At 38.8% G+C, this 12,577-nt stretch carries 15 protein-coding genes; 4 read left to right on the forward strand and 11 right to left on the reverse strand.

Annotated elements, in window-relative coordinates:
- Nucleotides 1-9: 9 nt before the first annotated feature.
- The 3 genes from ERX40_RS05395 to ERX40_RS05405 all read right to left on the reverse strand — a co-directional run bounded on the left by ERX40_RS05395 (nucleotide 10) and on the right by ERX40_RS05405 (nucleotide 4,696).
- Nucleotides 10-3,150, reverse strand: coding sequence for a DUF3427 domain-containing protein (locus ERX40_RS05395; RefSeq protein WP_133417470.1), 3,141 nt, complete (start codon nucleotides 3,148-3,150; stop codon nucleotides 10-12).
- 95 nt (nucleotides 3,151-3,245) lie between these two features.
- Nucleotides 3,246-3,464 carry a hypothetical protein gene (locus ERX40_RS05400; protein WP_133417471.1) on the reverse strand — a complete coding sequence of 73 codons (219 nt, stop codon included), beginning with the start codon at nucleotides 3,462-3,464 and terminating at the stop codon, nucleotides 3,246-3,248.
- A 137-nt stretch (nucleotides 3,465-3,601) separates the two neighbouring features.
- Nucleotides 3,602-4,696, reverse strand: coding sequence for a thermonuclease family protein (locus ERX40_RS05405; protein ID WP_243712918.1), 1,095 nt, complete (start codon nucleotides 4,694-4,696; stop codon nucleotides 3,602-3,604).
- Between the two features lie 188 nt (nucleotides 4,697-4,884).
- On the opposite strand from ERX40_RS05405, the gene ERX40_RS05410 reads away from it, so the two are divergent.
- Nucleotides 4,885-5,091 carry a VraH family peptide resistance protein gene (locus ERX40_RS05410; RefSeq protein WP_133417472.1) on the forward strand — a complete coding sequence of 69 codons (207 nt, stop codon included), beginning with the start codon at nucleotides 4,885-4,887 and terminating at the stop codon, nucleotides 5,089-5,091.
- Nucleotides 5,092-5,353: 262 nt separating this feature from the next.
- On the opposite strand, the gene ERX40_RS05415 is transcribed toward ERX40_RS05410, so the two are convergent.
- The 7 genes from ERX40_RS05415 to ERX40_RS05440 all read right to left on the reverse strand — a co-directional run bounded on the left by ERX40_RS05415 (nucleotide 5,354) and on the right by ERX40_RS05440 (nucleotide 9,877).
- A complete protein-coding gene (locus ERX40_RS05415) occupies nucleotides 5,354-5,908 on the reverse strand; it encodes a DUF805 domain-containing protein (RefSeq protein ID WP_165980668.1) in 555 nt (184 codons plus the stop codon).
- Between the two features lies 1 nt (nucleotide 5,909).
- Nucleotides 5,910-6,452: a DUF805 domain-containing protein gene (locus ERX40_RS05420; RefSeq protein WP_133417474.1), complete on the reverse strand. Its 543-nt coding sequence runs from the start codon at nucleotides 6,450-6,452 to the stop codon at nucleotides 5,910-5,912.
- Nucleotides 6,453-6,567: 115 nt separating this feature from the next.
- A complete protein-coding gene (locus ERX40_RS05425; protein WP_133417475.1) occupies nucleotides 6,568-6,915 on the reverse strand; it encodes a TIGR04104 family putative zinc finger protein in 348 nt (115 codons plus the stop codon).
- A gap of 160 nt (nucleotides 6,916-7,075) precedes the next feature.
- Nucleotides 7,076-7,933, reverse strand: a complete 858-nt coding sequence (locus ERX40_RS05430; RefSeq protein ID WP_133417476.1) for an N-acetylglucosaminidase — start codon at nucleotides 7,931-7,933, stop codon at nucleotides 7,076-7,078.
- A 99-nt stretch (nucleotides 7,934-8,032) separates the two neighbouring features.
- Nucleotides 8,033-8,161, reverse strand: coding sequence for a hypothetical protein (locus ERX40_RS11565; RefSeq protein WP_279488145.1), 129 nt, complete (start codon nucleotides 8,159-8,161; stop codon nucleotides 8,033-8,035).
- A 13-nt stretch (nucleotides 8,162-8,174) separates the two neighbouring features.
- Entirely contained in the window at nucleotides 8,175-9,026 is an 852-nt protein-coding gene (locus ERX40_RS05435; protein WP_165980669.1) for a helix-turn-helix domain-containing protein, read from the reverse strand.
- 140 nt (nucleotides 9,027-9,166) lie between these two features.
- On the reverse strand, nucleotides 9,167-9,877 hold the full coding sequence (locus tag ERX40_RS05440; protein WP_133417607.1) for a transaldolase: 711 nt from the start codon (nucleotides 9,875-9,877) through the stop codon (nucleotides 9,167-9,169).
- Nucleotides 9,878-9,993: 116 nt separating this feature from the next.
- Between ERX40_RS05440 and ERX40_RS05445 the strand changes: the two genes are divergently transcribed.
- The 3 genes from ERX40_RS05445 to ERX40_RS05455 are packed head-to-tail and all read left to right on the forward strand — an operon-like array spanning nucleotide 9,994 to nucleotide 10,985.
- On the forward strand, nucleotides 9,994-10,287 hold the full coding sequence (locus tag ERX40_RS05445) for a hypothetical protein (protein ID WP_133417478.1): 294 nt from the start codon (nucleotides 9,994-9,996) through the stop codon (nucleotides 10,285-10,287).
- 42 nt (nucleotides 10,288-10,329) lie between these two features.
- Nucleotides 10,330-10,677: a fluoride efflux transporter FluC gene (locus ERX40_RS05450; RefSeq protein WP_133417479.1), complete on the forward strand. Its 348-nt coding sequence runs from the start codon at nucleotides 10,330-10,332 to the stop codon at nucleotides 10,675-10,677.
- Nucleotides 10,671-10,985, forward strand: a complete 315-nt coding sequence (locus ERX40_RS05455) for a fluoride efflux transporter FluC (RefSeq protein ID WP_133417480.1) — start codon at nucleotides 10,671-10,673, stop codon at nucleotides 10,983-10,985. Before ERX40_RS05450 ends, ERX40_RS05455 begins: the two co-directional genes overlap by 7 nt.
- Before the next feature lie 246 nt (nucleotides 10,986-11,231).
- Here the strand turns inward: ERX40_RS05455 and ERX40_RS05460 are convergent, their stop codons facing one another.
- On the reverse strand, nucleotides 11,232-12,467 hold the full coding sequence (locus ERX40_RS05460) for an aminoacyltransferase (RefSeq protein WP_133417481.1): 1,236 nt from the start codon (nucleotides 12,465-12,467) through the stop codon (nucleotides 11,232-11,234).
- Between the last annotated feature and the right edge of the window lie 110 nt (nucleotides 12,468-12,577).

Here is a 12,577-nt window from a genome sequence, read left to right on the forward strand (position 1 = left end):
CATTCTCCTTTATTGATCCAAATATTCTTCAAGTACAAATTTTGATACTGGTTCCTTCAGGTTCCATATGACATTTATCGGTTGATCCCCTAATACAGAATCAACTGTTACTTCTCCGTGATATTTATAAGGCTGTGTAAAAAGGTCTTTAGCACTTTTTCTAACTAGTAAATGAAAGTGATCATTCACATTTCCTTTTTGAAGTAACTTTTTAACTTTGTTTGTTTCACTTGCACTACTTGATGACTCCCAGTGAAATTTATGATTATTAATAAAATAATCATGGTAGTCGTGATTAACCTTTTTCTTTGATTCATCTTTATTAATCGTCACTAATATAAAATGATGGTTCCCTTTTGATTCAAATCCTCTCATCCATGGCCCACTTGCTGAATTTTCTCGCATCATATCAGCAAGATCTAATGTTGAATATTCTTTACCTAATTCAAATGGTATGTCTTTTTTAAGATATTCAATATGCATTGTTTTTCGATATTGATTAAGGCCAAATGTTTGATACATGATTAGTTCGTTTCTGACCGCTTCTTCAAATTTATAGATTGATACTAAACTATCATTGTTTATTTTTATTAATTTGTCGTATTTCTTGCCTACTCTTAGTAATGACAATTTAAGTTTGTTTTTAGCCGTTTCATTTAACTTAATATCAAAATGTTTTTCAATAAAGTTAGTTTGATTTTCTAAAGTAGCTACACCTTCAATGAATGTATTGGTTATAACAATAAAATCAAATAGGCGTCTTAATGGTAAGAAATAACTGAGTGCAGTAAAAATATATGATAAATATTCTTTACTATTTATAAGTCGATCAACTTCTCTTTCCATTTTGATCATACGATTGATTTGTGACATATTAGAAAAACCTTTAATTTTAGAAATATAATTCAAGTTAGGCGCATCTTCATTTTCAAAATCAAGTATATTTAGTTTCCTTTCAGCGTCATTTTCTTTAATATCTTGATAATACTCTAATATCTCTCTAATAATATTCTTTTTAGCAAAGGGTTTGAATGATTCTAATGATTTAAGGATTTTTTCTTTTGACTTTCTATCTAGTTCAATATGCATGTGTTTGGATAAATCTTTTAGATTGCGTTTAATATGTGTCTTTATTTCGTTTTTATTCTTAAAGTTCTTTTCTCCTATAAGTGCTATTGGGATCATATAGTTATTAGTATCATTAATGACAAAGTCCAGTACTACTAAAACTTCTTTTTGTGGATGTTTACGTAGTCCTCTTCCTAATTGTTGCGTAAATATAATTGGAGATTTAGTGGGTCGTAGAAATAAGATTAAATTAATGTCTGGTATATCGACACCCTCATTAAACAAATCTACCGTAAAAATAATTTCGAGTTTATCTTCATCATTTTGTAATCTCTTTATAGCTGCTGTACGTTCAGCAGAATTGTTACTGCCTGTTAATACGGTAGTGACAAAACCATTTTGATTAAATTCTTTTGACATCAATTTAGCATGTTCAATACTTTGACAGAAACCAATACACTTTCGTTTACCTTCAACGGCATACTTCATTATATTAGCAATAATAAAATCTACACGTTCATTATTGTGTTTTACGAGTGCTTTTAGAATCTCTTCTTCTGAATAATGTTTATTTTCTAGTTCTACAAAATCATCATTGATTCCGTAGTATTGAAACGGTACAAGTAATTCATGTTCTAAGGCCTCTCTTAATCTTATGTTTATAATGACGTTATTATCTACAAGGTTATAGATATTATTACCATCCGTGCGTTCTGGTGTCGCTGTAAGGCCAAGTAAAAACTTAGGTTGAAAATACTTCGTTATCTTTGTATAAGTGGGTGAAGCAGCATGATGAAATTCATCAATAATCACCAGATCATACTCTTTTTTGTCAAACTGTTGCCAATGATTATTAAGGGTTTGTATTGAAGCAAAGGTAAAGGGTTTATTTTCTTTTATCCTACCTATGAATTTCCCAAAATTATTTTCATTAAGTTCATTAAATACTTTTTTAAAAGTTTTTAATGCACCATTTAGTAATTCCTCTTGATGCGCTATAAACAATACTTTTTCCGGTTGTAATTGTTTTGCACACCATGCTGCAAGAAAAGTTTTTCCTGTTCCTGTTGCAGCTATAGCAAGTGCTTTATTTTCACCTGATTGAACTAATAGCTCTAAGTTTTTTAGCGCTTCTTTTTGCATCGAATTAGGAACTAAAAATTCACCATTTTGATTTGAAGTTTTATTTTGAGAATTAAACGTATAGAAATATGGTCTATAGATATTTTTATCTTTTATGAATTTCTCATATTGTGTGATATAGCTATCAGTAACTTGATGCGTTTGTTCATTATTCCATACTTCTTCAAATCTTTGACAAGTTGCATTAAAAATATTATCACTTTGTCGTTTATACGTTCGTATATTCCATTCTTCAGCAGTCTTAAGGGCTACTGCTGATATATTAGATGATCCAATAATCACTGAACTCAAGTCATCTTGAATACTTCCATTGGTTTGATGACGATGAAAGATATATCCTTTTGTATGGAAGCTGTCTGATTGATTTGAACTTTCATAAATTTTTACTTCTAGATTATCATACTTAATTAGATTACGAAGAGCTGCTGGATCAGTAACACTCATATATGTAGTTGCAATAATACGTCCCTTAATTCCCCGTCTGTTCAACTGTTCTAAAGTACTGACCAAAATGTTTAAACCAGAATTTTTTATAAAGCTTACTATAATATCAAAACTATCACATGTATTAAGTTCTGATATTAGGTGATCTAATAAATTTTCTGATGTATCAAAATTATTGGTTATAAGTTTACTTTCTAACAACTGAAAATCTTGATCTACTTCAATATCTTGATTACCAATTAATTTAATATTAAAAGGAATTTCATTCAAATGTGTTGACTGCTCTTGATTAATATAATTCAATATATCTTCATAATTATTCTTCATGAGTAATTCTTTAGCTATTTTAAATTCATTATTATTAATAAAATATTTGATCGTTTTTTCAATATCTAAAGATTTTTGATTTAACTGAAATTCGCCATTATGAACTTGATATGGACCATAAGTTTCAAAAACATAAGATTCCTTCTCATTATGATTAAAATTATTCATTTAATCCCTCATCACTCATCAACAAAATATTTTATTTACACTTTCAGTATACAAAAAAACTGATGCCCTTTGATACCAGTTTAACTGCAAAATACTTATTCGGCTTTTCCCCTCAGATCATCCTTCCACACTGTCTCACTAATTGACAGCACATTTCCTCGCCACAGATGAAACTGATAATAATACCCCTTATCCACCAGATGCGTGACTTTCATCTTGATCTGCTTATTGAAATACAGCTGGTAATGCTTCTCCAGATAACGTTCTATCTCTCTATGTATCGACATATTCATCTCCGTTTTTAAATCGAACATAGCAGATAAACCCCCTTTTAAATTTTTTATTTCAAAATTAGCAATAATTCACTTTTAACCATTAAAATACACTATAATTAATAATTACGGCATTAACTTACAAAGAAACAGCACCCTCTCAGATGCTGTTCTATAATTTATCTACTTGGTTCACACGCATAGCCATCATGATCACGGTCCATCTTATCCTGATAAGCTGGATGCCCTTGTGATACGCCACCCGGATAGACTGCTTTCAGTTCAGTACAGTTCGCAAATACTTCTGCTGCACCTTGCGCCGGTGGTGTTGTGAAGTTCTGCGGCTCTTGTACTGTGGGCTCTTCTGTGATGACAGGTGATTCTGTTACGACAGGTGCTTCTGTTGTCGCTTCGTCAAATGGTATGGCCAGTGACCAGATACCGATTTGTTCTGCTTTCGCCTGGTTCTCCGCTTCTTTCAGCTGACTCAGGTGACGGGTATTCGGTGGATAGACGTAGTTCACCTGTGCCAGTCCTTCTCTTACCAGAATCTTATTCAGCATCTGTCCATCGACGTAGACATAGACGAGCTGGCGGCCGTAGTGGTCTGCTTTCTCCCCTATATCATATTCCACTTCAATGTTTGATGCATTGGCCAGCAGTTCATGTGTACGCTGCGATGCTTCTGGTCCGAATGGCTGTACGCCTGTTCTTGGATGCTTCGTTTCTGGTGTGTCGATCAGCAGGAATCTGAACTTCTTCTCCTCACCGTCGATATTGAAATAAGCCGTATCTCCGTCAACATGTTTGGCGAAAGTGACCGGGATATGATCAGTTGTCCCTTTTTTGATTGGTGCTTCTGTCGTCGGTTTCTCCGTCGTCAGCTTTTCCGTCGTCGGCTTCTCCGTCGTCGGCTTTTCCGTTGTCGGTTTCTCCGTCGTCGGCTTTTCCGTCGTCGGTTTCTCTGTCGTCGGTTTCTCCGTTGTCGGCTTTTCCGTTGTCGGTTTCTCTGTTGTCGGCTTTTCCGTTGTCGGTTTTTCCTTTACCGGTACCGTTGCGACTTCCGCTTTTTCGTCTTTAGATCCCGCTTCACTGCTTGCACTATCCACAGGCAATGCTGATCCTAATACGAAGAATAACACGATTGAACCGAGCAGACTGAGACTGAGTCTTTTAACCGGTTTCCTTTTTATCAAACTGACCATTATTGCGATGATTAAGCCGAGGCTGACTGGAATCAGTAGAAGTAACAATAAGCTCATCAATATTTCCAAGATATTTCCCCCTTGTGCATAAATATGTTATTTACATGGTTATATACAAGTTTATATTAATTTATAAACGGATTCAATGCTTATAAGGAAAATATTCTCAAATCTTTTCAAAAAAAATTAATTACTTTATTAAGTTCAAGATATCCGGGTATAGTTCTCTATATCATAAATAAAAGGAGATGAATCCATTGAATATCCAGATGATTATTGACTACCTGAAAGAAAAGCATTGGAGAACAAACGATATTGTCTACGTCGGATCGTACATGTTGATCGCCAGTATATTCACGACCCCTGTCCTAGGTATACCGATTGGTCTTGCCGCTTTCCTGTACTTCAATGACAAAGAGAATCTTGATGCCTATAAACGCGAATATAACCGCCATAACAAATAAACCGGCCGCTCATGAAGAGCAGCCGGTTTTATAAGTTATAGTAGATATTTGCGTCCTCTTGCCAAGCATCGAATCCATTCTAATTTCAGTCAGTTCATGGACTTTGATTGTCTCTTTACTTGTTGTGACGCAGGACTTTCACTACCCAGTCCGTCTGGAAAGGATATCGGTTATCATGTTCCAGTCCTTCATATGATCGCCGTATTCAGAGAGTGCAAGTGGTAATTCAAAAGCAGCTGATAGATATAGATCATAATCAGGCTTAGTAAGTATCATGGTAGTAGTAACGCTCATCCCTCTTCGGGTCGTCACCATATTTATTCGGTCTTGGATTGCCATCCAGAACAGTGAAGACAAAGAAAATGATCCAAATCAGTGCAAGAGCTAATAAGCCAAGTATAAGAATCATACCGAGCGTTCCAAAATCCCCTGACGCAAGTGAAAAAACCAGCGCTATAATGATCCCTAAAGCGATAATAGTTCCACCCAGATGCGATACAAGTGCCCACCAGCCATTGATGTTGATGTCCTGCAGTCTTCTCGCCAATACCGTGAAACTTGGAATCAGGATGATGAGTGACCAGATGTAGCTTGCAATGTCTGAAGGTTTCATGAGATCCGGTACTGCTGCAGGGTCTGCTGTGAATACATCTGACTTGTAGCCCATTGCACTGTCTACGAAAGAGAAGACGATGGCAATGGCGAATGCGATCAAGACATTGAACAGTACAGGCGCCCAGTATTCCTTCCTCCTTGCACGTCCTTTCATCACAAATGCTTTCTTCCAGAATCGTTTGTATGCTTCCATAAATGTCATGTTAAATGCCTCCTCTATAATAGTAACGTTCGTCTTGCTTCGGGTCTTCTCCGTACTTGTTCGGTCTTGGATTGCTGTCCAGCACAAATAAAATGAAGAAGACGATAGCATTCAGCACATTGAGAATACTGCCAAATGTAGCAACAATCGTTAGCTCATCCCCGTTGTGATTCTCAAGCAGTCCGGTTTTGTCCGCTAACAGAATAAAGAGTAAAATACCTAAAATAAGGAGCAGCCAGCCAAAGTTCGGCAGGATCGCCCACCAGCCGTTGATGTTGATATCCTGCAGTCTTCTCGCCGCAACGGTAAATGACGGTATCAGTATGATAAACAGCCATACAACTGAAGCCGTGTCTGATAACAGCCATTCTTCCGTATCAGGTAAGTAGCTCTGCTGACCATCAATGATATCAAATATGATTCTGATTATAAGACCGATGGTTGCGTTGATTAAATGTGGAATCCAGTATTCCTTCCGTCTCGCTCGCCCTTTCATCACAAAGGCTTTACGCCAGAAATTGAGATAGGCTTCTTTAATTGTCATCTTCAACCTCCTTATTACTATCTTATCACACTGAAATTTCCATTTACCTTAAAGTTTCCTTAAAAATGGACATATAAAAAGTGACCGAGTGGTAAGTTCCTCAGCCCCTTCATCCTTATTTCTTAGTGTTCTTTTCCATCTCTCTGAACTGCCGGTCGAGGAGACCATCGGGTTCTTCTACCATTTTCATAGTCAGTGGCATTAAAAATACAATTAAGCCAAGTATCAGCAGGAGAACAATAAAAAATTCAGCCATCCCATAATCGAATAGGTTGGCAGTCAACATTAAGAAGAATTCCAGCATCAACAGAAGTCCATATGTGAGGCCCATTCTTTTACTTGAAAAGTAATAAGTCTTACCACAATTTGGACAATAAATCTTATGATTGAAGTTCGGGCGCCAGGTCATTTTGAATTTATCCTGTACTGTGAAATGATGGCCGCAATTATTACAGTTCTTCATCTCATCTCTCCTCTGACTTTTAATATTATTATAACACTTATGGATAAATTAACCACATAATCAAATATTTCACCTTAGTAAAGCTATGGCTTCCGTCGTATAAAGAGGATTTATATGACTTCTTTCAACCAAACAAAAAAAGCACAGAATAACCTGTGCCCTACTTCTTATAATGATGACGGGTATAGAACTTTCCTTCAATCCCCATCTGCTTGTAATACTTTGCCATGGTTCTTGCATTATGATGGGCCCATCTGACATCAGTCGCATACTGATGCTTACCAGGATTCGCCGGATTGAAGCGCATCGTATATAATGTATATTGATTTTTACGCAACAGATACTCCTTCGCTATAAACGCAGCGCCTCCGCGGATCGCTTTCTCAGGGCTATCCCACTTGTGCTGCTGAGCGAACCTGGCCCCCTCACCTAATGCATCCGCATCAAAGGCACCAACACCGAAGAAGTTGTAGTAAGTCTTTCCTTTCGGATCCAGCTGTCCTTTATCATTGACTTTGACGCCTTTAGCAAGCTGACTGCGTCCTTTACCCGTTTCAAGGAACGCATGGCTGATCAGATAGATCTCATTGATATCAGATTCTCCAGCTGCTCTATGGAAAGCGACACCCTGACCTTCCAGTATCCCCTTGCCCTTCAATATCTCGTTCAGTTTCTTCGCACTGATCCCCTGTGATTTCCGCAGATTCAGGAACTGATATTTCTGCTCCGAATGATGATAGAACGGCTCCGGTCTCAGATAACGTTCAATCTCAGCCTGCGAGGCCTCATGCCACTGCCTGCCATCAGACGCAACCGCATCCGCGTTCAACTGACGATTCAACGCTTCTTTATATGTATAGCTGACAGTAACCGACTGATCTTTCAGCTTCTCATCCTTAGCAGCTTCCGACATCTGAAACAGCAGATAAATCGCAAAACCGATGAGCAGAAGAATCCCCGTCAAAATCAGTTTATTACGCATTTCAAGCTTTTGAATCGAAGTTCTTTTAGTCGCCAAAGTAATCCTCCCAAAATTGAGTCCTTCCTATCATACCCAAAAAAGAGAATAAAAAAAACCGGACCCTCGTTAAAGAGTCCGGTTGGGGCAATAAATTAATTAGTGAACGTCTATATCAACCTTAATTGCATGTAATGGTTCTCCACCATTATAAGATACTCCACCAAAACCTAGAAGCATTGCAAGTGTTGAGAAAGTTAAAATAGCTTTAGTAAAATTTTTCTTCATGATTTTCCTCCATTTATGTTAATTGATATTCTTTTAATTCCTGTTCATATAAATCAATTAAAACAGTATTATTTTTCATTTTTGCAAGACCATATCCGACACAACATAATTCATGGTCTTTCTGAGAAATCATATCTAACTCCTGCTTAGAACCACAAGCAAGATAAATTAGATTATCCAGCAAGAATAGAATGTTGTGTTTAATGCAGATATCAATTCCTTCGTTTGAAAGATCTAAACAGTCTTCATACTTTTCTTCTGTCATAAGAAAGGTTGCATACTGATAATAAATCTTCGCTGCAGTTTCGTTAAACAAGTGATTCTCATTAATAATATGTCTTGCTTTACGAATTTGCTGCTCTGCTTTTTCAGATTCTCTTGATTTTCTATAGAAGATAGAAAGTGAACTATGAATACTCGCCTCCAGCTCATAATCCTGATGTTTAATCGGATTTTCAAGTAGGGCTTCCAATGTTTTGATTGCAATTCTGAGGTCTGGTTTCGTGTATCCTGAACAGACTGCCTTGACCCATGTCAGGTAGCGGTGTTCATATTCCGTCAGAACGGTCTGGAGCTGGGCGTCCACAAAGACTTCCAGTGTTTCGAATTCCTTGGATTCCAGATAATCCTCACATATTTTCTTGCCTCGTATCGTATGGTTGACAGGTTCGACGCCAAAGAAATAATCCATGCTGACGTTCAGACGACATGCTATCTGATAGAGTGTGTCCGAGCTGGGCATAATTTCATTTTTCTCGATTCTACTGACCTGACTTTGTGTACAGATATTTTTGGCAAGATCGGCTTGTGTCATTTTAAGTTCTTTTCTTCTGCCGAGAACTTTGTCCCCGATCTTTGATGCCACAAGACTCCCCCTTCCCCTTTTTTCCATTACTGTCATTAATATAACGCACTCATAAACAATATGCAATACTTCATAATCAGAAAATTAAATTTTTTCAAAAAAAATTCCTCATTTCTGAGGAAGTCCAAAATTTTATTGAATTACAGAATAGCAAGTCCACTTGATTGGATATCTTTAGCGAAGCCCTTGACTGTGTTTACTGATAATTCGTTGATGTCGCGTCCGATGTTCGGCAGCTTCTTCACGACGTCGCCCGGGCATGTGATGATATCACAGCCGATTTCGTCTGCCTGAATCACGTTGTAGAGTTCACGGCAGCTGGCCCATAATAACTTCACGCCTTCTTTGCTGTGGCACACGTCCACTGCTTCTCTCATCAGCGGCATCGGGTCAACACCTGTGTCAGCGATACGTCCTGCGAATACGGATACGTAAGTCGGCACGCCTTCTTTCACTGCGTCCACGATTTCTTTCACTTGTTCAATTGTATACACAGCTGTCACGTTCAACTGAACGTTTTCAGCTGATAGTTCCTTGATAAGCGGGATAAGTGATTCGCCTTTAGTATTCACTACCGGAATCTTGACGAAGACATTCTTGCCGTAGTTCATCAGAATTTCTGCTTCTTTACGCATCGTATCCATATCATCTGCGAATACTTCGAATGAGATCGATGCGTCCGGTATCGCTTTAACCGCATCTTCAGCGAACTGCTTGTAGTCCTTGATGCCGGCTTTCGCCATCAGTGAAGGGTTCGTCGTGAAGCCGTCCACTTCTTTATTGTTATAAGCTGATTTCATCTGTTCGATATCTGCACCATCAGCAAATACTTCTACGTTTAAGTCTTTCATCATTTGTTTCCTCCTAAGTGAGTGATATTCAATCTCACTATATCGGTTAGCAAATACAAATACAAGTAAGATGCTGTGTGATAGAATAGCTTTATACTATGACTCTGGAGGATTTCATGAATCAATCACGTCGCTATTTCTTTATCTCAGTTATCCTTGTTGTTCTCAGCATGCTGCTCAGTGTGCGGAATCCGCTGCTCAGTCAGATGTTCGGTTCTGTGACTTCTATTATTCTGTTCTCAGGTCTTGTCAATGCTGTTCTCTTGATCATCAGCGTGCTGATGCTCGACCGCTCGATGAACGATCGGGATGGTGAGTTTTATAGTGCAGCCAGACTGTGGCAGTTCGTCATCCTGGCCGTTATTATCTATCATCTGATTTCAGGTATGCGTTTATTCGGTATTCTTTAGGATTGTACAGCGGTACAGTCTTTTTTATATGGAGGTTCTAGGATGAAGTATTTATCTGTCTGTCTGTTTGCATTTATCGGTGGGATCCTGCGCTATAGCGTCAGTTTGATGACAGGCGATCTGTCATTCATCGGGACATTCGCAGTCAATCTGATCGGTGCTTTCGTGCTGGGTTTCTTATCTACGGTCAGTTTTAAGAATGCTGACCTGAAGGCAGGTCTGACATCGGGTCTTGTCGGCAGCTTCACGACTTTCTCGACGTTCAGCATGGACAGCATCCATCTGCTTGAGACGAGTCCGGTGGTCGGCGTCTCCTATATTGCCGGGACGATGATAGTCGGGCTTATGCTTAGCTACATGGGTATCCAGGCAGGTGAACGCTTATGCTGATGGTGGGATTGGGTGCGATGATCGGTGCCTGCGTGCGGGTCTTCTTAAGTCAGTTCAACGGTAAGTTTCCATGGATGACGCTTCTGATCAACATGGCAGGCTCGTTCTTACTCGGCGTCTTCAGTCATCTTGAATCAGGCCTCCTCTTCTTCGGCACCGGCATGATGGGCGGCTTCACGACTTTTTCGACATTCGCACTTGAGAGTGTGACGTTGTTCAGTCAGGATAAACGGATGTCGCTGCTCTATATCGCGCTGTCCATCGTCCTGCCGATACTCGCTTTTCTGACGGGTATGTTGATTTTGTAAAGTTTATTTGTTTTTTCTCATATGCCTTAATTTCAGAGTGCTTTTGCTTTATGATTAAGTAGTTATTAATCAGGAGGACTTATTTGTGAAAAGACTGAACCAGGCCGTGTCATCGGTACGGGAACGTCATGCAAGATGAGTTTCCTTGACGAAGTCAGCGACTGCTAAACTGAAGAAAGTCAGATGAACACTGAAGAATTTGCACAAGACAAACGCAGATAAACAATTTGTTTATCTGCGTTTTTATTATTTTTTCATTTTATAAAGTCTATAGAACAACGGACGCAGCGGTTTTTCAAAATCTCCTACATATTCCTCAACTACCGCGTTGAAGCCTTTTTTAAATTTAAGGACCCCGTAATCTTCTGCATCTTCCGTGAACACACCACTCACGCCGTAAAAATTATAAGTCTTCAGATTTAAGGATTTCGCATATTTGATCATTTCCCACATCATATTGTAGGGACCCATAAACTGGTTATACTTCGGGTTGGAGCCGCTTGATAAATAGTAAAGCTCATGTTCATTATGGATATAAAGTGCGCTCGCAAGTTCCAGAATTTCGCCGTCTGTCTCTTTCAGCTGCTTAGCGTCGTCAATCTTCTTCTGAACTGAACTTACCGCTTTTTCCAGCTCCTGTGTCTTGTTCTTCAGTTTTCGGTAATCCGGGTTCTCAGCCAGTTTATCCCTGGACGCCTGAAGTTCCGCAGCCTTTACTCGATGCTCTTCTTCCAACCTTCCGATGTAATCGTTCAGGTCAATGTAGCTGAGTACGAGTCTGCACTGATCACCGTAAGTCTTCTGCATTCTCACGAAATAATCGTAATCTCTGAAAGTGAAGCCATGTTTATCTTCAGCCATCTGAAATAATCTGAAGAACTTGTCGGTCTCTTCAATAGAAAGATCTCTCACTTTAACGCCCATCTCTTCTGTCTTCTTGATGTTTCTGCGGGTCTTATACTCCATTTCCTTCAGCAGCTGGTCCTCAGTTTTGCCGTCTATATGCAGTACTGACAGCCATCTCGCCTGTGAAGACATAGAATAACCGACCGTGAAACCTTTATGATGATAGCCCAGACGGTCCATCTGAGCGATCAAAGGCTCGAGATTATTTGATTGAATGACCTCGCCCTCATGATTACGGTAATTGACGATGATATGCGGATCGACTAAGACAAACAGACCTTTTCTTTTTCTCAGATAACGCGACAGCTCTGTGAAGAAGAAATCTACGAGCGCCCGATTATCATAATCCATGACAGGACCACGATGCGAATAGAAGTAATTGAACATTTTGAATGCCCGTGCACTTGTCAGCAAGCAGGAGGCAATGACTCTGCCATTCTCTTTCACCCCTAATAAGTAGACAGGTTCGTGATGACTTCTCTTATAGTTATAGTGAACACGTGATTGCGTATAGTGACTGAAATTTTCATTTACATGTTGCTCGAATTCCTCCGCTGTTAACTCACAGAATAACATTAACCCTACCCCTTATCCCTTTATTTTACTTTCTATTATGCTTTTCCCTTTAATGCTAATACTTAATTGATATGATTGCAAACAGAATATCATTTGTCACGTGATACTGC

Source organism: Macrococcus carouselicus (assembly GCF_004359515.1).
Classification (GTDB): Bacteria; Bacillota; Bacilli; order Staphylococcales; family Staphylococcaceae; genus Macrococcus; species Macrococcus carouselicus.